This is a genomic window from Natrialba swarupiae (assembly GCF_008245225.1).
In the GTDB taxonomy this organism is placed as follows: domain Archaea; phylum Halobacteriota; class Halobacteria; order Halobacteriales; family Natrialbaceae; genus Natrarchaeobius; species Natrarchaeobius swarupiae.
Window position 1 is genome coordinate 54,789 of the sequence record NZ_VTAW01000014.1, and the last position, 22,139, is coordinate 76,927.

Consider the following 22,139-nt stretch of genomic DNA (forward strand, 5'->3'; position numbering starts at 1 on the left):
CAAACTCTTACAACTCGAAAACGGGGGGCGATAGATTACGAAGACGGTATTTACCCCACTCCGGGAATGCATGGTTGTAGTCGTTAGATTGCCTGTTTTCGATCGGTTACAACTCCACAAGGGTCCACATTTTTATACCCGGAGTTCGAGAGGATTCATAATGGGACGAGAGGGACGTAGAGCACAATCGAATCATCCTGAGGATGAGATGGATGATGAATCATCGACGGATCAGGATGCAGACTCCCCTGATACGTCACAAATGACATTCGGAAAGGGCTCGGATCCCACTGATTCGTCTCAAGAAACTACGAACGACGACAGTGGCGGCATCTCAATTCGGGACCGACTACAAACCGAGTCGTCCGGTGGAGTCTTCGCGAATAAAGACCTTGTCCGGTCAGATACCATCATCGACGAGGATCGTATCGTTGGTCGTGATGACCAACTGGGCCGTGTCGTCGACAACCTAAAACCGGTTCTTCAGGATGAAGGGATCCCTGATATGCTCCTGAGCGGACCATCTGGGACGGGCAAGTCGTTGATCATTCATGCAGTCTGCAAACAGATCGTTGAACTGTGTGAATCACAAGACAAGACCTTCGGCGTTCTTTCTATTAACTGCGAAGGACCGAAGACTGCAGATCGGGCTGTCTATCGGTTAGTTAAAGCTGCTGCCGACGATCTCGGTGTTGAACCTGGAGTTCCCCAAACCGGCGTTTCAACGGATCAGAAACTCGAGCGACTCTACGAACTAATGCGAGAGCATTACGAGGGAGTGATCTTCATTCTTGATGAGATTGACATGCTTGAAGGACCGTATCAGGAAGCAGAATACAATTCTCTCATCTACCAACTTTCACGAGCGCGTAAACTCGCTGACTTTGATGGTCCTATCTCGCTTACAGCCATCACAAACTATGCTGATTTCATGAAGGAACTCAATAGCCGTGCTCAGAGCTCTTACAATCCTGACGATATTTTCTTTGATGATTATGATGCGAACCAGCTACGCAGCATTCTCAAAATGCGCAGGGATGCTTTCGAGCCAGACGCACTAGCGGGTGATGTCATTCCTCTTGTTGCTGCATTGGGGTCTCACACGCACGGAGATGCTCGAAAAGCGATCGATCTCCTTCGATGGGCTGGTGAGTTGGCTGAGCGACGTGGCGGTAATACAGTTACAGAGAATGACGTTCGGGAAGCTCAAGAAAAATATACTGAAAATCGCAGACTCCGACATATTAGCGGAATTTCAACTCAAAAGAAACTCGCTATCTACGCTGTCGCGGCTACCGGTCATTACACAAAAGAACGGCTTGAGTGGATTCCCGCTGGACCTGCTTTCAAGACATACCAGTTTATAGCCGATACAATGGATATGGATCAGTACAGTCGTGAGACCTTCGTCAACCATGTCACTGAGCAGAGTACATACGGTGTACTAGAATTTGATCGACGAGGAAAGGGTCGAGGAAGAGGCGTTCATATGTATTTTTCACTCTCCGAGGATCCAGAAACGATTATGGAAACAATCCGTGAGGATTCACGATTCGAAGATCTAGCTCACGAAAATGCGACCATTGGTGCTGTAGTCTCCGAGCGATTGACCCGATTCCGAAACCAAAATTACTGACTTCCAGATACGGAGGTCACATTCACGTCGAGTATGTGAGTAATTCCTTTGCACTGTATTCTCTGCACTTACAACTCGAAAACGGGGGGTTCGACTTGGGGGTTAGGAATTACAACTCGAAAACGGGGGGTTCGACTTGGGGGTTAGGAATTACAACTCGAAAACGGGGGGTGGCAATTGATTTTCTCGCTCTTTTCTCCCTTGGTGAAGTCCTCACTAAGAACTGACAGCATCGTGAGGGCCAGTCTGCTTGAGATCACTCGTCTGGATTGACCGGACCTTTGTATTTGGAAGTCACCTTATCACCTTCTCGCCACTGCCAGTAGTAGTAGCGATTGTCGTTGATTTCCTTGATCGTGATCGTTGCTTTGGCCGGTACGTCGTCCGGGAGATCGTCTGGTCGCTCTTCGACCTCTTCTTGATCTGCCGACTCCTCGAGACGGGCCTCTCGTTCCTTGTACTCGGCGAGCGCTTCAGCGTACGTCGCAACGTCTCGAAGCTGCTCCGGGTCCGATTCGTTGAGCGTGTTGACGATCTCCGTCGGGAGGTTCGCCGGTGGGGTCGGGGGTTCGTAGGACATCGGCTACTCTCGTGTTAACCAACACTGCCTACGAATCCATAGTTTTGTTGGTTAAGACGATAGAGACGGTTCTCGCGATTGCTGGCTGTAACACTACTCGAAACTTCTTTATAAACATATTTCGCATTATGTTATACCGTGCTCCGGCGCATCGAACTCGAGGTCCTCGCCACGGTCGACCGCGGCGACACGATCTCCGAACTCGCGACGAAGCTCGATCACAGCAAGAGTTACCTCTCCCGTGCCGTCGCCGACCTCGTTGAGAAGGGGCTCGTCTACACAAAACGCGACGGCCGACAAAAACGAGTCGTTCCGTCGGATGCTCGCGCCGTCGAACTCTACCAGGACCTCGTTCGCCAGCACTCCCACATCGACTTCCCCGAGCTACTGACCGGCAAGACACTCGAGGTGCTGTACTACCTCGACCAGCCGCGAACTGTCTCTGAGATTGCCGACCGGAGCGACAACTACCGCAACACAGTCAACCGGGTCCTCAAGCGGTTTCGCGACCGGGGTCTCGTCGGCGCGGACGATGGTCGATACAAGTTCAACGCCGACTTCGACCGCCTCCACGAGTTCGCACGCGAACTCGCACACCATCTACATCGCCAACGCCTCGAACCCGTCGTCCCGAAGGGCACGATTCTCTGGGAGGACTACGACGAATTTCTCGCTCAGACCGAGACGGAGATCGACACGGAGACGTTCCACGAAACCGGCCTCGGTCGGTTCGCGGCCTTCGACCTCCAGTTCCTGCTCACCAGCCACCGCTACTACGTCTACTCCGAGGAGCTCGACGCAGTCTCGCCGCCGGAGCTCTGCTGTCACACGCTGTTGATCGACGACGGCAGCCGCCATCGCTCGTACTGCCTCCTCCTGCTCAGCCACGTCGACGTCGACGAGGCGGACCTCCGAGAGCAGGCGGCGAAGTATGACCTCGAAGACGAAATCGACGCCTTACTGCGCTACCTCAAGACGCACGGCGAGGTCGACAACGAACAGCTCCCGGAGTGGGACGGGTTCCAGGAGCTGGCGGCTGACTACGAGGTGCCACTACCATGAGACCAACATTCGGACGCGAGTATATCGAGAACGAATTCCAGCGAATCGCGGATGGCCTATCTGAACCGCTCACGGTCTACCTGATCGGTGGTGGTGCGATGTCGCTGCGCGACCTCAAGGGAGCGACGAAAGATATCGACCTGGTCGTTCCAGATGGCGATGCGTACGGCCAGCTGTGGGCCGTCCTGATGGATCTCGGGTACGCGGAGGAGGAGTGTCATAGAAAGAGTTGCATGGCGTTCCCGTCGCTACTCCGAGACTAGTCTATCCGTTCGCTGTATCTATAAAGGGATCTTCAACCGGTTACGAATGATAAGTCTCTTCGACTTTCAGTTTGGAATCACCTACCTTTACTCGATAATCTTCAATGTTGAAAAGAATAGAAACGTCTTCATCACTAGAAACTAGCTTATCGAGGGCATCAGGATCAACGTAGTCATGTAATCTAATACCACAAGCCGTTGGAAGAGTTTCTGGGTCAACCCCCTCAAATGTTGCTAGAGCTTTGGCTATTACGATGCTCGGTTTTGAGTCTATATTTTCATCTTGCAGGTTAACCTCAATAGTCTCATTAGAATCCCCCATGAATAGGGTTATCAATAGAAGACGATTGTTTGTTCTGGTACAATCATCGAAATCGAGGAATTGATCGGTGTGAGTTACACTTGCTGGTTGATGAGAAACCATAGAGATAGTATGCGAACTGGCTATCTCACTAACTTATGAATAATTGAGTGAAATAATTTAACGACGGGTATCACGGCGTCATCTACTGGCTACGACAACCAAAGCCAGCCAATCCCTCGATAGACGTCGTCCTCCCACAAGAATATCTAGCTGATAGGGATTATCGTAGCCAACCGGTGCGTTCGAAACCCGTTCCTTTGACCGTGTCTTGCTTCTTCCAGGGAGAACTATGGACTCCTCCGATACTCCCTATGAGCACAGCAAGATTCTTCGTTGAGCATGGGAGTACGGGAAGTTCGATCAGAGAGGCCAATCGGACTGGAATGATCTAGGATTCTGGTGGTTGAGTGTCTCGTATGACCCGTACCAGAAGTGGATCAAACTAACCGAGACGTCCGACGGGCGGACGATGCTCCAACTCGGAAAACAGGTCAACGGCACTGAGCACGTTCTCGCTCCAGTCCAAACCGAGCACTCTCGGAATCGGGGTAAGGTTCACAGCTTAGCTTACGAGGTTGATTCAGCAGATACCTCCGCTGCCGAATGGGCAGATATCGAAAAGGCGTGGCTTGAAACCGGGGTGCAGAGTACTTCGGTTATCTTCAAGCTCGTTGCAACCCCGAGCGGGGATCTCGATCTTTCGTTGGGAAAGTACAAGGAGAACAGCGACCACAGCGAATTCATCACTGTATCTACCGAGTTCAACCGCAATCTCAAAGAGAACCTCCACGACCTCGCCAACCTTCTGGGTTGACCTCACTCGGGCTGAAAACTCGCCCACAACGGTAAATGGAAGGACTACAAACAGCAGTCAATAATGTCGGACAAAGCTGACGATTTGTATGATAAATATATCGACTACGATGGCAGAGATCTCGACACTCGGAATGTCGGTGATGGGAAAGTAATTCGGCCGATTACGGCCGAGAACTTCGAGATGGAGAAACAGACTCTGGGCGAGGTTCTCACCGATCAGAAGTTCAACGTACCAGAGTACCAGCGACTGTACTCGTGGAAGAACATCCACCACGAACAGTATTGGTCGGACATCGAGCAGTTCGTTAATGCCGACCTGGTCACTGACCGACGCGAGGTGTCTGACGTGTTCTTCAGTTCGATGTACTTCGCGGTCAACGACGACAAACAGGTGTACGAGGTCATCGACGGCCAACAGCGGCTGACGACGACACACCTGCTGTTGCGCGTCCTTATGGAGCACCTCGAGGATGTCGACACAGCTTCTATCGAGGACGATACTCTGGCGAAATTTCGGGACTACGGGATCGGACGAATCACCGATATCCTCTATGTAGAGGAATCGTTCGGGAAACGTGAGCCCCGCCTCACGCTGAACAAACACGACGCTGAATTTTTCAAAGCTCTCATGATGGGCCCGTCCGCCCAGGTGGATTACCTCAAGAATGAAGCCGACTTCAGCATTCACGGGAACAACAGTGACGCAGTGCAAGTCTCGGAATGCCTGGACCGGTTCGGCACTACGGACGGCGAACTCGCGGACTTAGATACGGATTCCCTCTCATCGGGGGCGTTCTTCAAGCTATACCGCTCACATCGGCGGTTGTTGAACGCCTACGAGTTCTATGACGAGAAGATTAGCGACGTCGTCGCCGACGCTGAGACGCCAGATGAGACGGTGCGAGCGCTTGTGAACGTCCTCAATTACGTCTACAACTCCTACCATGTCGGGGAATACCTGATTCGAGAGGCGGAATCGGACTTCCGGATGCAGATTTTCGAGATTTTGAATGACCGTGGCGTCGATCTGACGAAGATTGACCGTATCAGGGCCGCAGTCGTGAACGCCTTCTTCGATACCGACGTGAAAGACGAGTACGTCGACAAGTGGGAAGACATCGTGGTGGCGTTTGCAACTGATGATGATGCCATCGACGACTACCTCTCTATCTATCTGAGTATCGTCGACGATGGCATCGACAGGATTGGTGACGCGAGTGCCGAACTGACCAACGCCTTCGACACTCGGAACATCGACTCGGATGTCGTCCCGCGCCTCCGAAATCTCGATGAAGCGAAGGCTTTCCTCGACTACGCACACGACCTTGTCGGCTACTATCAAGATATCACAACCACGGAGCTCGCCGCTACCGACCTTGAGTTAGCCAGCCACCGAGAGCAGTGTCGGGAAATCCTTGTTCGCCTCAATAACCAACAGATGGACCAGTGGCGGCCATTCGTCCTGGCGCTCTACTATCACACCAATCCTGAATCGGAGCATGATGCAGCACAGTTTTACCGCGTATTAGAGACCATCGAGAAGCTCAACCTTCGACGCCTCCTTATTTCTGAACGACCAAGTATTTTCCGCGAGGTCTTCATTGCGGCCGTCGAAGAGTTCAACCTTGCACCAACCGCCGACGCCACTCCAGATAGTGTGTACGAGGCTTCTCGAGAGCATCTCATCACCGAGATGCGTTCCTCTACACCAACGCTGTTTGGCGATCGGTTCATCGATACTGTCGTTCAGACTCAGTCCTGGAGTACCGGAACGGCGCGACTGCTCTTCGGGAAGATCGCTCAGGATCACTTCGACGACGGTAGTCATGCCGTCGAGCGAGACCTGAATATGGGGAACATCCATCTCGAACACGTCCTACCGCAGACTCCCGTCAGCGACCCAGACGACCCTACGTGGCTTCGCGAGTTTTTCAAACTCGATTCGGAGCCGGATATCGAGATTGCGTCAGAGATCAAGCGCTATATCGAGCTGGTGCAGCGCTCGGATCTCGATGAAGAGGAGGAGCGACTGAAAGACAACATCTCGGAGTTCATCACACAGGGGTTCATCGACGATATCGGGAACTTCCTCCTACTCCGTGATTCCGATAATATCGGAGCGAGCAACCGGCCACTCGCCGAGAAGGTGACGAAGTACTACACCGAGATCGACGGTTTCGCGAGTATCTACCCCAATCGGTATTTCACAGCCGAATATGGCAACGTCGATCGCGAACCCCTTGACAAACTCCGTGAGCAGCACGATGGCGGTGATGTTTCGAATGTGGACGCCGATGTAGTGGCGTATTTTAATTCCTTCTGGACTTATGAGACTCTACAGGATCGACGGATCGAGCTCCTGCTGGATATTTTGACGACGCTTGGATTCGATTCGTTTGAAGACGAGTTCGGGATTGAATCCGACCAAACCGAGGTACGTCAAGAAATTCGAGAGAAGACTGACCAAGAGTTCGAGAAACGTCTGTCCGTCCGATCTCTTTGATCTCTCTAAGAAGTCAGCTTTGTGAGGACCTGTAGAACCCTTCTCAACGGACTCTCTTTCCAGCTTCGCCATCCTCACAGAAGGTACCGACCACTCTTTGCCGATCCTATAGAAACGAACGAAACGAATGGAACGAAGAGAATGAGCTAAACGAGGGTGATGAAATGAATTCTCCAAACGAACCGGTTTGTCCATGATTGGTCCGTGGTGGAAACGAACAAAACGAACACAACGAAGGTAGTGATTGAAACGAAAGGGTGTAGTTCAACGAGCGGAACGAACAGTTGGTTTTATTATCGTAGTAATCCACTCAGCGAGTGAAACAATCTCACCGAACGCACCGAACTAAACGAACAAAACGAACGTAACGAAGGTAGTGATTGAAACGAAAGAATACAGTTCAACGATCGGAACGAACAGTTGGTTTTATCATCGTAGTAATCCTCTCGGCGAGTGAAACAACTTCACCGAACGCACCGAACTAAACGAATTAAATGAACGAAACGAACAAAACGAACACAACGAGAGAAACGAGGGCAATGACCGACACCAATACCGCACGAATCACGGTGGCGAATCAGAAGGGAGGCGCGGGGAAGACAACAGACGTCATTCATACTGGCGGTGCACTCTCCGCCCGAGGCCACGACGTCCTCCTGGTCGACATCGACTACCACGGGGGACTCACCTGCTCGCTTGGCTACAACGATCTGTACTACGACACCGACCGCACAACGCTGTTCGACGTCCTCGACTTCGACCAGATGGAGTCGGTGAGCGATATCATCGTTAAGCACGAGGAATTCGACATCCTCCCCGCGAGCGAGAAGCTCGCGAACAACAAGAATATCCAGACGCTCCTTGAAGCGCCAAAGAGTCGAGAGCGGTTGGGGATGACACTCGACGAACTCGAGAGAGACTACGACTACATCGTCGTTGACACGCCCCCATCCTTGAATGTCCTTACCGATAACGCTCTGGTCGCGACTGGCAACGTCGTCATCCCTGTCATTCCCGAGAAACTCAACGCGAACAGTCTCCAAATTTTCGCGAAGCAGTTGAGTTCTCTCGAACAGGCGTACGGAGACATCAATCGGCTCGCGATTGTTTGCAACCGTGTCGAGCAGAATGCCGAACATCGTAAAACTATCGAGGAGATCAAATCGGCGTATTCACTGCCTGTTTTTGAGATCCCAAAGCGGACCGACCTCTCCCAGTCGATTGGCGAAGGAGTGTCCGTCTTCGGCTTCGGCAAGGAGAACCAGCGCGTCGAGGATGCACGCGACTTGTTCAACGAGATTGCCGACCTGTTCGACGAGACGTTCGAGAAGACCGCACCTGTGGAGGTGGAGGCATGAGCAACGGCTGGGGTGATGCGTCCGGCATCGAGGGCAACTACGAAGAGGAAGCAAATAAAGACGAGTCCAACGAAACCAGTGGAGCGAGTGAAACGGTGGAAACCAGTTCATCGACCGAAACGACCTCAACGAGAGAAACGAGCGAAACGAATAAAACGAAGACAAATATCAAGGACGAGTGGAACGGGCGAACGATCTACATTCCGGACGATGTCCTCAATGAGATGGAGGATACCTACCTCGAGACCCAGTTGAAGCTCCGAAAGGCAGGCCAGGACGAATTCAAGAAAAATCGTCACTTCTACCCACTTCTTGTACAGTTCGGTGCTGAGGCACTTTCTGATACAGAAGCTGAGGAAATTCAAACCCAACTTTCGGAACTTGGTGACGATTGACATCCTCCTCCGCGTTCACGCGGAGGAATCCCGAGCGGACGGAAATCAAAGATTTCCGGACATCGCGGAATCTTCGATTCCGCTCAGCGGTGGGAGTTTCAGGTTCGCAACCAAGGACGCCGCCACTTCTCGGGAACCCGTTTAACCCAGTCGTCGTGGTCGGTGGCTGACTGGCGGTGCCAAACCGCCGTTACTCCTATCCTTGGCGTCGTCGGCGTTCGTGGTTGTTTTTGCCCAGCGAACACCGAGTCAGCGTCAACAGACTCAGAGGTATCGTGGGGTTGCTGAAACAGGAGACACGCGACCGCACTCTTCTGGAATGCGGTATTCATCACCTGTCTGTCGGATACTGCCTTGTTACATGGGCGGACAGGCCGCCTCCGACGGTCGTTCGGAATCCGCTCCGTTCCGACCTGACCTTACCCACGTATAGGGAATCTTGTAACTTGAACGTTAGGATCGGAAAATCGGCCATGCTCTTGACGGTGGAACGTGGCACTAAGTGACGGCGCGTATCCACGGCTTGAAGACCGTGGTATTGCGCCTGTTCAGCGTATAAAACCGTACCGGTTGATCAGTTACCCGGCCTTCCGACGAGTTATAATAAAACCGACAATAAGTAGAGCGAGTGCAGTGATAGCAGTTCCGGTACTAAGTCCAGGAGTGGCATCTTCATCTGTGTCGCTGATGTCTCCGGCATCGTCGTCGCTGGGGTCCGGTTCGACGGACTCGAGCGCGATCGACACCGACTCGTCGCCGTCGACAGTGAGTGATGTGTGCTCTTCGTGGTAGCCATCAGCAGCCGTCTCGAGGGTGTACGCACCCTCCGCGAGATCGAACACGGTTGTGCCGCTGTCGTCACTGGTAGCCGTTTCGTCGCCGACGTCGATCGTCGCGTCCGGAATCGGTGCTCCATCCTCGTCGGTGACCATCACCGTAAGTTCGGACATTGTCTCTTCAATCGAAAGCGTCCCTCGAGCTTCGTCGTCGTCGAGTCCAATGGTATACTCGTACTCGCCGGGATCGAACTCCTCGAGCGCGATATCGGTGAGTTCGACGGTCTCGTTTTCGCCATCTTCGAGGTCGACGGACTGGCTGACGAGCACCGCATCGTCGACGATGAACTCGAGATCGGTTTCGCCCGATGCGTCACCAGTGTTTTCGACCTCGGCAGTGAGCCGCCCGAGCGAATCGTTGACCTCGAGGATGGTGTCGCTGAGTTCCGTCTCGGCGAGTTCGAACGTCGCGGTTCCCGCAGAGGCTTGCCCACCGCCAGTTCCACCACCACCACTACCGCCACCATTGTCGTCATCGTCGTCATCGGATGCTTCGCCGAACACGCCAAACGTCGAGAACTCGGTGACGTTTGCAGTTACGACGTTCTCGTCGGTATCGACACTGGATTCTTCGAGTGCCGTCCAGTTTCCATGGCCGTCGTCTTTCCACAGGCCAATCGTCGATGGATCGATATCGTTGGCAGGATCATAGGACAGTTCGAGGTCGGACAACTCGCCGTCGTCGCTCGTATTGGTTGCCTGGAAGTGTCGGTCGAGCGGCTCGTATCCCGCAGGCCCGTCCGCTGGATCGTCTACCGCCCCGACGACGACGTCCGTTCCCTCGAACGAGAGCGTCGTCGGTGGCGACGAATTGGCGCTTTCGAGTGTTACCGACGCTACGTTGCTCTCCGAACTGCCAGTTAGATCGACCGCGTGAGCGTCGGGATCGTGAACGACAGTCAGATTCGAAATGGTCACGTTTTCGACGCCCTCCGCGTCGATACCAGTATCCTCACCCTGGTACGTGATTGTGTGGCCATCGCCATCGACGACGACATCGTCACTCGAAATTTCGAGGAGTGTTTCATTACTGAGAACGTCATCGACGTACTGGTATGATCCTGATTCGTGAATCTCTCGGGTGTCGTTGATCTCTGGATCAGGGTGTACCGTGACGACGTCAATATCTGTCTCATCGTCACTGCGAACGGTCACCTCGTCAGTTCCAGCGTCGCCAACTGCTGGTGTCCAATTGAGCGTCCTTGTCTCTTCGTCGTCGCCGTCGAGGGTGAGTGACGTGTCATCAACCGTGTCTCCGTCGAAATTCTCCAGTTCGATATCCTGGGTGTCGCGCTCCTCGCCGGTGTTCTCGATGGCTAGCTCAACCGCTAGTTCGTCGCCTTCAGTCACCGGCTCGTTCGTATCGACGAGTTCGATATCGAAGAACGGCTCTTCTGGCTGTTCCGCGACGGTGAAGGTCTCGTCGCGGTCGACGGCGTCGGCGTTGTCTGCTTCAGCGGTCACCGTCGCCGTGTACTCGTCGGCCGCCTCGATTGTCCCGACATCGAAACTGAACTCGTCGCTCTCGCCTGCGAGTTCATCGTCGTCAATTCGCTCCTCGAAGAGGAGGCCTTGCTCTTCGCCCTGAATTTCGAGGGATACGTCGAGATTCTCTGTTTCGATGCCCTCGGTCTCCTCGATGGCGATAGCGACCTCGCCGTAGTCGTCACCTTCCTCAGCGTCGGGCAACTCCTCGGCGAACTCATCGATACTGAGTATCGCATTGGCTTGCTCGAACGTGGCGCTCGCAGTGTCAGTTCCGGCGTCTGGCTCGGTGAATTCGACAGTGAACTCGCCGGCGTTGGCCGAGGTCGCGGTGAACGTCGCTTCGCCATCCCCGTCGGTCTGAGCTTCGTCACCGGCCTCGATGCCGCCGAGGTCTGCAACGTCCTCGCTTCCGGTGACTTCGATCGTGATACCCTCGAGTGGGTCGCCGTTGCTGTCCTCGATGGTGACGGTGAACTCGACCTCATCGTCACCGTCGGCGGTCGCCTCGTCGGCGGTCACTCTGGCGTCGATCGTCCCGGTGATCGCCTCGACGGTGACGGTGAACGAATCGTCGGCAGGGGAATCGTCGGCACTTGCATCGATCTCGTCGTAGGTTCCGGCATTGACATCCTCCGTCGCCGCGCTATCGAGGACCTCGTCCGTCGACGCGCCGGTCTCGTCGAAGTCGACGGTGATTGTTTCAGGGTCGTCGACTCCATCGAGAGCGTCAACGTCGACGGTCACTTGCTCCTGTCCATCGAACAGTACACCGGCCAGATCCTCTGCGTCACTGAACTCGACATCGAGTGGCTCGCCTTGCTCGATCGTCACGTCCTCGACTGTGAAGTCGTTCAGGACGGCATCGACAGTCACGGTGAACTCGGCTGTGGCGTCACCGCTCTCGACCGACCGATCGGTGTAGGTGTCCGCCGAGACAGCGTCCGTCTCGGTGTCTTCAAGTACTGTCAACGCAGTCGCCTCGCCGCCGCTGAACGTAACGTCGTCGGTCGATGGGTCAAGCCCGTCGACGTCATCGATTTCGAGGTCGACCGTTCCCTCGAAGTCGTCGTCGGCTGCGTCGAGCGCATCAGTCACGTCGATCGTGAGCGAGTCGCCCTGATCGATCGCCTCGTCGTCTACCGCGAAGTCGGTGAGGACGGGTTCGACGGTCGTGGTGAACAAATCCTCCGCAGGTGCGTCATCAGCGCTCACGACGATGTCATCGTAGGTGTCCGCGCTGACACCTTCCGTCTCTGATCCATCGAGAACTTCATCCGTCGACGCACCGTCCGCGTCAAAGTCGACGGTGATCGTCTCGTCCTCGTCGATGCCATCGAAGTCGTCAACGGCGACGGTTACCGCTTCTTCTCCTTCGAAGGTCTCTTCGGCCAGGTCCTCTGCATCGCTGAACGCGAGTTCGAGTTCATCGCCTTGGTCGATCTCTTCGTTGCCAACTTCGAAGTCGTCGAGTACGGCGTCTACGGTCGCGATGAACGAATCGTCGGCAGGTGCGTCATCAGCGGCTACACCGATGTCGTAGGTGTCCGCACTGATACCCGCCGTCTCGGATGCGGCGAGAACTTCGTCCGTCGACGCGCCGTCCGAATCGAAGTCGACCGTGACCGTTTCAGCCTCGTCGACTCCATCCAGCTCGTTGATGCCGACGGTCACATCCGCTTGCCCCTCGAACATCTCTTCAGCCAGATCCTCCGCATCGCTGAAGTCAACGGCGAGTGATTCGCCCTGTTCGATCGTCACGTCATCGACCTCGAAGTCGTCCAGCACTGCGTTCACGGAGAGTGTAGCGTCGTTCCGCGTCGCGCCGTCCTCAACGTCGGGCTGGACGTCACTCTCGATGGTGTAGTCTCCAGCACGGGTGGTCGCGAACGTCATCGTGTCTTCTGCATCGGTTACGTCATCGATGGTGATGGAATCACCCTCTCCGGTGAACGTCTTGCCGTCGAGGTCAGCCTCGTCCACGTAGCCTTCGGGGGCGTTCGTCAGCGTGTACTCGACGTCGAGTTCGTCGATGTCGTCATTATCGAGCGTCGCAGGAACGTCGTCTTCGAGAGTCAGATCGAGGCTATCGGTGTCACTGTTGTCCGCCTCGGTTTCACTGCTATCGAAGTCGACCGCAACCTGATCAGGGTAAACCGTGATGTCGCCGTCGTCACTGTCCTCGGTTGCGTCGATTTCGGCGATGACGGTCAGGTCACCGACGGCGGTTGCAAGGTCGTCAGCCCCGGCAGCATCCTGATCGTCGATGGTGACTTCGGCGTCGCCATCACTGATGTCGACCTCGGTAACCTCGTCGGAGTGTTCCTCACCCTCGATGTCGAGAGTTAGCGCGCCGGATTCGTCCTCAACGGGATTGCCGAACTCGTCTTCAGCCTCGACAGTCACTGTCGTCGATCCGGCGTCGTAGGCGAACTCCTCGTCGGCGACATCGACCGATGCGATCTCATCTGCCGCCGCCGGGTCGATATCGAACTCGTCGGTCGTGTCCGTGTCGCTTGATTCGACGTTCCCATCACTCTCGTCGATGGAGAATTCTAACTGATAACTGTCGTCAGCATCCTCAATAACGAGGTTGCCGAACGTCGCTATGCCATCGCCGCCAGTGGCGACTTCCGTGTCTCCCTCGTCGATTGTCCCACCTTCTATGCCAACTTCGTCGACCTCCACGTCAACACCTGCGACCGGATTCCCGAATTCGTCAGTCACTTGTGCTTCTGGATAGTCATCGTCAACACTCTCGATCGACTCACCGGCGATCGTCCCGTCTAGCTGGGTTTCGACCGTCACCGAGTCCGCATCACCGGCCACGAACGTCGCCGTGGCAGTGGCCGTGTTCTCGTCTTGCTGGTCTTCGAACTCGACGATGAACTCGCCAGTGTCGGTCGAGGTGGCGGTGAACGTCGCCTCGCCGTTCTCGTCGGTCGCTGCGTCGTCGCCTGGCTCAATGCCGCCGAGGTCAGCAACGTCCTCGCTGTCGGTAACTTCGATCGTAACACCCTCGATCGGGTCCTCGTTGCCGTCTTCGGCGGTGACGGTGAACTCGACCCCGTCCTCGCCGTCGGCGATCGCCTCGCCAGCCTCGGCGTCGATGCTCTCGACGCCCGCCTCGATCGTCACTTCCTCACTTGCGGTGTCGTCGTCGCTTTCGACAGTCACCTCATCCGTGCCCGCGTCGCTGGTCTCGGTGTCCCACTCCAGGGTCTCCTCGCTGGAGTCGCCGCTGTCGAGGGTGACCTCGGCGCTGTCCTGCTGGTCGTCGTCGAAATCCAGCAGTTCGATCGTCTGTTCGCCGCCGTCAGCGGCCAGGTTGGTGACCTCGGTGATCACGTCGAGGGTGTCACCCTCGTCGACCGGCGCGTTCGTCTCCTCGATGGTCACTTCGTAGAACGGATCGGTGTCCTCCCAGGCGAGCGCGGGGTAGGAGTCGGTGACGTGCCAGGTGCCCTCGCCGTCTTCGGGGAACCCGAAGCCGTCCATGTTGTCGGTGGCATTCGGGCCGGTCATCTGGTCGGTCGTGAGTCCGGTCACGTCACCGTCGCCGTCGCCGATGCCTTGGTCGTCTTTTTCATCCTCGCCTTCGGTGACTGTCGCCGCCTCGTCGTCCCAGTAGGTGTTGGCGATGTCCGCTTCGTCAGCGCTGTTTTCTCCGATGAGACCGCCCACGTCTTCGTCTTCGCCGCCGTCGACATCGCCGGTAGTGTAGGAGTCCTCGATCGTGCCGGCGAAATTCTCTCCGACGAGGCCGCCAACTCGCTCGTTGCCGTCGACATCGCCGGTGGCGTAGGAATCAGCGATTTTGCCGGCGTTGTCTCCGACGAGGCCGCCCACTCTTTCGAAGTCGCCGGTGACATCACCGGTGGCGTAGGAGTTCTCGATTTCGCCGGCGTTGTCTCCGACGAGGCCGCCCACGAACTCGTCGCCGGTGACATCACCGGTGGCGTACGACTCCTCAATAGTGTCGGCGTTGTTCTCCCCGACGAGGCCGCCTACTTCGAAGTCGCCAGTGACGTTACCGGTGGCGTAGGAGTCTTCGATCATGTGATCGACTTCGGTCAAGCCGACGAGGCCGCCAACGGAGTTGAAACCGTCAACATCGCCAGTGACGGAGGAGTCCTCGATTGTGCCGTCTTCGCTCCACCCGACGAGACCGCCCGCTCTATTGTCACCGTCGACATCGCCGGTGGTTGAGGCCCCTCTGATCTCGCCGTAGCTGTTCTGGCCGACGAGACCGCCTACATCGGAGTTACCGTCGACATCGGTGGTGGTAGAAGAGTCCTCGATCGTGCCGTGGAAGTTCTCCCCGACGAGGCCGCCCACAAAGAAGTCGCCAGTGATGTCGCCGGTGACGAATGAGTCCTCAATTGAACCGTCGTCCTTGAAGCCGACGAGGCCGCCAACACGCTCGTCGTCACTCTCTATGTCGACATCCACAACCTCGACATCGGTAATCAGCGCATCGTCGGTGTTGCCGAACAGAGCGACGCCATCGTCATCGCCCGGATTCCGGTCGATTTCGAGGCCGACGATCTCGTTACCCTGGCCGTCGAAGGTGCCGGTGAACTCCTCATCGGAGTCGCCGATCGGCTCGAAGCCATCCTCGGGATCGCCAACCAGGTCGTTGTAGCCGTCGCTCTCCTCGTCCAGATCGGCGTTCAACGCGAACTCGCTATCGAGATTCTCGCGGACGTTGTCGAGTTGCTCCCAGTCTTCGATTTCGTAGGGGTCACTCTCGCTGCCGTCACCCGCGGCGAAGCCGCCGACGGTCACAGTCATCACGTCGTCGGGGTCGTCTTCGGCACTGGCAGTAACATCGACAGTCGCGTCGATCGCACCCGAGAACACAACGTCCTCGAAGGTGGCAACGCCATCCGAATCGGTCGTCGCCTCGTCGTCGTCGGAGAGACCGTTGACCGTGACATCGTCACCACCGTCGTCGAGGGCGTCGATCTCGATTTCCCGGTCCTCGATCGGCTCACCGGTTTCGTCTTCGACAGTCACGTCAACGTCTACCGTCTCGCTGGTCACCACCGTCGGTGCGTCGTCGTCGTCGATCGTCGCCGTCACCGAGTCGGTGCCTGCCTCGATGGTCACTTCCTCGCTTGCGGTGCCGTCGCTTTCGACGGTCACGTCATTCGTGCCCGCGTCGCTGGCCTCGGTCTCCCACTCCAGGCTCTCCTCGGTGGAGTCGCCGCTGTCGAGGTCAACGGTCTCAGTGTCCTGCTGGTCATCGTCGAAATCCAGCAGTTCGATCTGTTGCTCGCCGCCGTCGGCAGCCAGGTTGATGACCTCGGTGGTCACGTCGAGGGTCTCACCCTCCAGGATCGCTGAGCTCGTCTCCTCGATAGTCACTTCGTAGAAGGGATCGGTGTCTTCCCAGGCGAGCGCGGGGTAGGTGTCTGTGATGTGCCAGGTGCCGTCCTCGCCGTCTTCGGGGAACTCGAAGCCGTCCATGTTGTCGATGGCGTTCGCACCGGTCATCTCGCTGGTCGTGAGCGCGGTTACGTCACCGTCGCCGTCGCCGATGCCCTGACCGTCTTGCTCCTCGTCGCCTTCAGTGACTGTCGCCGCCTCGTCGTCCCAGTAGGTGTTGGCGATGTCCGCTTCGTCAGCGCTGTTTTCTCCAACGAGACCGCCCACGTCTTCGCCGCCGTCGACATCGCCGGTAGTGTAGGAGTCCTCGATCGTGCCGGCGAAATTCTCTCCGACGAGGCCGCCAACTCGCTCGTTGCCGTCGACATCGCCGGTGGCGTAGGAATCAGCGATTTTGCCGGCGTTGTCTCCGACGAGGCCGCCCACTCTTTCGAAGTCGCCGGTGACATCACCGGTGGCGTAGGAGTTCTCGATTTCGCCGGCGTTGTCTCCGACGAGGCCGCCCACGAACTCGTCGCCGGTGACATCACCGGTGGCGTAGGACTCCTCAATATCTCCGTCGTTGTTCTCTCCGATCAGGCCGCCTACTTCGAAGTCGCCGGTGACGTTACCGGTGGCGGAGGAGTCCTCGATCGTATCATCGAAGTCGGTCAAGCCGACGAGACCGCCAACCACGCTGACACCGTCGACATCGCCGGTGGCGGAGGAGCTCTCGATTGTGCCATCTTCGCTCCACCCAACGAGGCCGCCCGCTCTACTGTCGCCGTCGACATCGTCGGTGGTTGAGGCCCCTCTGATCTCGCCGTAGCTGTTCTGGCCGACGAGACCGCCTACATCGGAGTTACCGTCGACATCGGTGGTGGTAGAAGAGTCCTCGATCGTGCCGTGGAAGTTCTCCCCGACGAGGCCGCCCACAACGAAGTCGCCAGTGATTTCGCCGGTTGCGGACGAGTCCTCGATAGTACCGTCGTCATTGAACCCAACGAGGCCGCCAACACGCTCGTCGTCACTCTCTATGTCGACATCCACAACCTCGACATCGGTAATCAGCGCATCGTCGATGTTCCCGAACAGCCCGATACCATCGTCGTCGCCCGGATTCCGATCGATTTCGAGGCCGACGATCTCGTTACCCTGTCCGTCGAACGTGCCGATGAACTCGTCACCGTCGGAGCCGATCGGCTCAAAGCCATCGCCATCCTGGAGGTTCCCGTCAGCGTCGAGGACAACGCCCTCCTCGCCGTCGCCGCCGTACCCGTCGGTCTCCTCGTCCAGATCGGCGTTCAACGCGAACTCGGCGTCGAGGTTCTCGCGGACGTTGTCGAGGTGTTCCCAGTTCTCGATCAGGTACGGATCTTCGTCGGTCCCCTCGCCGCCAGCGTAGAGTTCTTCGGTGGTCTGGCCGGGTGCTGGCTCCTGTTCGTTGTCGACGAGGAACGGATAGGAGACCTCGAGTTCGCCGTTCTGGTCTTCATTAACCACGTCCCACGTCGAGCCGAAGTCGAAGCCGTCCATGTTGTCTTCGGCCTCGTCACCGGTCATCTCGCTGGTCGTGAGCGCGGTCACGTCACCGTCGCCATCACCGATGCCCTGGCCGTCTTGCTCCTCGTCGTCTTCGGTGACTGTCGCCGCTTGGTCATCCCAGTAGGAGTCGGTGACGGTGCCACCAGAGTCGTGCCCGACGAGGCCACCCACATCATCGTCGCCTGTGACGTCGCCGGTGGCGTAGGAATTCCCAATCTCACCGCTGTTCCACCCGACGAGGCCGCCCACATCATCGTCGCCGGTGACGTCGCCGGTGGCGTAGGACTTCTCAATGTCGGCGTTGTCGTTGTTGAACCCGACGAGGCCGCCCACGTATTCGGAACCGGTGACCTCACCGGTGGCGTAGGACTCCGCAATGTGGCCGTCGTTGTTGTACCCGACGAGGCCGCCAACACCCCGCGCATCTTCTTCGCCGGTGACGGTGCCTGTGGCGGAGGACGCCGCAATGTGGCCATCGTTGTTCTCCCCGATGAGGCCGCCCACGCTCTCGTCGCCGGTGACGGTGCCGGTGGCGGAGGACGCCGCAATGTGGCCATCGTCGTTCTGCCCGACGAGGCCGCCCACGCGTTCGTCGCCGGTAACTGTGCTACTCGCGGACGTATTATTGACGTCTCCCTCGTTGACGCCAATGAGACTACCGATACCCCCACTGAGAGTATCCCCCTTTCCAGTCACGTCTGCGTTCTCCAGGTGGACGTCCCGGATTTCAGCGTCGGATTCTGCCGAAGCGAACAACCCGACGCGGTCCTCGTCTGGCCGATCGATTACCAGCTCCGCGATGGTGTTGTTCGCGCCGTCGAACCCGCCCGCGAAGTCCACGAGATCCGCGGCGATCGGCTCGAAGCCATCCTCGGGATCAGCAACGTATTCGTTGTATCCGTCGGTCTCCTCGTCTAGATCGGCGTTCAACGCGAACTCGCTGTCGAGATTCTCGCGGACGTTGTCGAGGTGTTCCCAATTTTCGATTTCGAAGGGGCTGCCCTCACTACCGTCACCGCCTGCATAGAGTGGTTCTTGAATCTCAAATTCGTCTGTCGTGACCTCGTCGTTCTCCTCTACGTTCCCATCACTGCCGTCGATGGAGAACTCCAATTCGTAGCCCTCGTCAGCTTCCTCGATGACGAGATCGTCGAACGTCGCTACGCCATCACTGTCAGTCTCGACCTGGGTCGTGCTTTCTCCGTCGACAATAGCGTTGGTGTCTGGCTCTTCGACGGTCACTTCGACGTCTTCGACCGGGTTCCCGGAGTCGTCCGTCACTTCGGCTTCGGGATGGTCGTCTCCCTCACCGTCGATCACTTCACCCGCGGTCGTATCGACAGGCTGGGTTTCGACATTGACTGAATCCGCATCGCCGGGTTCGGTCTCGAACGAAACGGTCGTCGAGTCAGAACCGCCGCCGGATTCGTCGAGCGTCACTTCGATACCTTCGGTCTCGACGCGGTCTGAGTTCGTAATCGCACCGGCGTCATTATCGTTGAGGGAGACTACTATTTCCTCGCCAGATTCTACTGCCTTTGGGTCAGATGGGATGGCATCCGCGGCAATCTGAATTTCTTCGCCGTCTTCGAGTTCGATCGTAACGTCTTCGTCTACCGTTACGTCGACGGAGTCGATATTATTTTCATCATACTCTTCTTCATCGGTCCCGACCTCAATCGTCACGTCCTCAGGGTCCATATCGTCTATGCGCGTTAAGGCGTCGGAATCTTCCGAATAATCGAACTCGAATTCGGCTATTTCACCGATCTCCGAACCATCATCCAATTCGATCGTAAACTCGTGCGTCGAGTCCTCATCCACTGTCGCGGGGTCTGCCTCGACCTCGGTCTCGTCATCGTCAATCTCCGCCTCTTCGGCCACGGCCGTGGCAGCGAACCCGCCGACCGAGAGCGCGACGACCGCGAGTGCGACCGCCACCACGACGGCCCAGCGCCGGCTCATCGCACCCCCTCGAGTAGTTCACTCCCAGCCCGGAGTGCTATGCCATCGGTGTGTCGCCGGACAGTGCCCACACCGGACTGTCTCCACCGCTGTCGGCGCACGCCACAGCAAGGCCCGCTCCAGCACCTAGTCCTCCGATACATGTCCCGCATCCCCAACGGCGGTCGCCACAGCATCCCCTCGTTCATTGTCACTGTAATGAGAACCGGTTGTAAAAAAAAGGAATATCTGCATAGGCAGATACTAATTTGATACGCACCAAGAAACAACTGTTACAACACATGCTCTGGCACGAACGCCCGGTTCTGCCATCGCGTCCAGCTGTTCGAGAGGGCCCACCATGAGCGACGCCTCGAGCGACTCGCTCCCGTCGTTCGAGACTCCCGTCGACGTGTTGCTCGTCGACGACGACGAGGCGTGGGCCCGAAGCACCGCTCGGCTACTCGAGCACGATGTCGAGGCCGCCCGCGTCGAGACGGCTACCAGCCTCGCGGGAGGCCAGGACCGCTACGCCGTGACCGATCCCGACTGCGTCGTCTGTGACTACCAGCTCGGCGACGGCACCGGGTTCTCCCTGCTCGAGACCGTCCGGGAGGCCGACCCCGACTGCCCGTTCATTCTCGTCACCGGCCGCGGCGACGAACACGTTGCCAGCAAGGCCACCCGCAAGGGCGTCACCGAGTACGTCGTCAAACATGACGGTGGTGCCGATCTGCTGGCCACTCGTGTCGCCAACGTCGTCGACTCGGCCCGCACCCAACGCGCCCTGGAACGCGAACGCGACGCGAAAAACGCCCTCCTCGAGCTGCTGACGACCACCAGCGACGAGACAACTCTCTGTCAGGAGTTTTGCTCACTGCTGGTTGAGGCCCACGACTATGCGTGTGCCTGGGTCGGCACCGAACGCGAGGACGGAGAGATCGTAATCCAGGCCAGCGCCGGACTCGACGGATTCCTCGAGACCATCCTCCACGGCGGCGATTCCGCCCCTGATCCGACCGATCCGGCGGTCACTGCCCTTGATGCCGACGAGCCCGTCGTTCGCTCACCGGCTCCGTCGGCGGACGACGAAAGTGGCTTGCACGCGGTCGCCACTGACTACGGCTTCGAAACGGCTGCGGGTGTTCCAATCCGTTACGATGGCGTCCGATTCGGCGTCCTCGGAGTGTACATCAGCGACGGCCCGACGTTCGATGACCAGCGATGCCGCCTGTTGGCCGAGTTCGGTGAAACACTCGGGTACGCGTTCCACACAGCCGAGTTCAAGCGGTCGCTACTCTCGGAGCAGCCAGTCCGGATGGGTGTCGAACTCACGGATGGTTCGGCCCCGCTTCTCGCGCTCTGGCGAGCGCTCCCGTCGGAGAGTCGCCTCCTCGTCCGATCGGTTGTCCGTCGACGTGACGACGACCTCCTCTGTCTGACTGCCGTCGAGGGAACGACAGAATCCGACCTCGTTGACGCCGTCCGGGAAATCGATGGGATAACCGTTGCCGATGGTGGTACGTCGGTCCAGAGTCGAGGCCGCGGTGACCAACTTCACTGTGCACTGTTTCTCACCGGGGAAACACCCTTCTCGAAGGTTCTCGATGCCGATGGGACGGTCCTCGAGGCCGCCGCCGGGGGGAACACGATGGAACTGCACGTGCAACTGCCGAACCACGAGTCTGTCTCCGCCCTCGAGACGGCCCTCGAATCGACGGGGGCCGACGCCACGATCACGTCACTTCGCCAGGACCCACGATTGGACGCTTCGGAACGGATCGATCACGTACTCGAGCCGCTGACGGACAAACAGGAAGATGCCATCCGACACGCCTACTATCAGGGGTTTTTCGAACACCCGCGAGACACGACCGCGACCGAACTCGCCGAGCAGTTTGGCGTCACGCGCCAGACGATCACCCACCACCTCCGGGCTGCCGAACGCAAACTGTTGCACGGACTCCTCGAGGACTGACTCA

At 57.4% G+C, this 22,139-nt stretch carries 10 protein-coding genes and 1 pseudogene; 8 read left to right on the forward strand and 3 right to left on the reverse strand.

All coding sequences use genetic code 11. The annotated features are described in order from the left end of the window. Window positions 1-208: 208 nt before the first annotated feature. The gene (locus FYC77_RS12000) at window positions 209-1,636 is read left to right on the forward strand and encodes a Cdc6/Cdc18 family protein (RefSeq protein WP_149081770.1); all 1,428 of its coding nucleotides are present in this window, start codon (window positions 209-211) and stop codon (window positions 1,634-1,636) included. 256 nt (window positions 1,637-1,892) lie between these two features. Here FYC77_RS12000 and FYC77_RS12005 read toward each other — a convergent pair whose 3' ends face one another. Continuing rightward, complete coding sequence (locus FYC77_RS12005) at window positions 1,893-2,216, reverse strand: hypothetical protein (protein WP_149081731.1); 324 nt, start codon at window positions 2,214-2,216, stop codon at window positions 1,893-1,895. A 138-nt stretch (window positions 2,217-2,354) separates the two neighbouring features. Here FYC77_RS12005 and FYC77_RS12010 point away from each other — a divergent pair, with 138 nt between their 5' ends. After that, window positions 2,355-3,278, forward strand: coding sequence for a MarR family transcriptional regulator (locus FYC77_RS12010; RefSeq protein ID WP_149081732.1), 924 nt, complete (start codon window positions 2,355-2,357; stop codon window positions 3,276-3,278). Further along, a pseudogene (locus tag FYC77_RS12015) lies at window positions 3,275-3,487 on the forward strand (hypothetical protein); the annotation flags it as partial. The gene FYC77_RS12010 and the pseudogene FYC77_RS12015, both read left to right, overlap by 4 nt. Window positions 3,488-3,581: 94 nt before the next feature. On the opposite strand, the gene FYC77_RS12020 reads toward FYC77_RS12015, so the two are convergent. Next, the gene (locus FYC77_RS12020; RefSeq protein WP_149081734.1) at window positions 3,582-3,863 is read right to left on the reverse strand and encodes a HalOD1 output domain-containing protein; all 282 of its coding nucleotides are present in this window, start codon (window positions 3,861-3,863) and stop codon (window positions 3,582-3,584) included. A 511-nt stretch (window positions 3,864-4,374) separates the two neighbouring features. Between FYC77_RS12020 and FYC77_RS12025 the strand changes: the two genes are divergently transcribed. The 4 genes from FYC77_RS12025 to FYC77_RS12040 all read left to right on the forward strand — a co-directional run bounded on the left by FYC77_RS12025 (window position 4,375) and on the right by FYC77_RS12040 (window position 8,977). After that, on the forward strand, window positions 4,375-4,719 hold the full coding sequence (locus FYC77_RS12025; RefSeq protein WP_202911824.1) for a hypothetical protein: 345 nt from the start codon (window positions 4,375-4,377) through the stop codon (window positions 4,717-4,719). Between the two features lie 183 nt (window positions 4,720-4,902). Beyond that, the gene (locus FYC77_RS12030; RefSeq protein ID WP_162354517.1) at window positions 4,903-7,224 is read left to right on the forward strand and encodes a DUF262 domain-containing protein; all 2,322 of its coding nucleotides are present in this window, start codon (window positions 4,903-4,905) and stop codon (window positions 7,222-7,224) included. A 539-nt stretch (window positions 7,225-7,763) separates the two neighbouring features. Further along, on the forward strand, window positions 7,764-8,582 hold the full coding sequence (locus FYC77_RS12035) for a ParA family protein (protein ID WP_149081771.1): 819 nt from the start codon (window positions 7,764-7,766) through the stop codon (window positions 8,580-8,582). Beyond that, on the forward strand, window positions 8,579-8,977 hold the full coding sequence (locus tag FYC77_RS12040) for a hypothetical protein (protein WP_149081736.1): 399 nt from the start codon (window positions 8,579-8,581) through the stop codon (window positions 8,975-8,977). Before FYC77_RS12035 ends, FYC77_RS12040 begins: the two co-directional genes overlap by 4 nt. Window positions 8,978-9,555: 578 nt before the next feature. Here FYC77_RS12040 and FYC77_RS12045 read toward each other — a convergent pair. Next, window positions 9,556-20,178, reverse strand: a complete 10,623-nt coding sequence (locus tag FYC77_RS12045) for a GLUG motif-containing protein (protein ID WP_149081737.1) — start codon at window positions 20,176-20,178, stop codon at window positions 9,556-9,558. Window positions 20,179-20,518: 340 nt separating this feature from the next. On the opposite strand from FYC77_RS12045, the gene FYC77_RS12050 reads away from it, so the two are divergent. Next, window positions 20,519-22,135: a helix-turn-helix domain-containing protein gene (locus tag FYC77_RS12050; RefSeq protein WP_149081738.1), complete on the forward strand. Its 1,617-nt coding sequence runs from the start codon at window positions 20,519-20,521 to the stop codon at window positions 22,133-22,135. The last annotated feature ends 4 nt before the right edge of the window (window positions 22,136-22,139 follow it).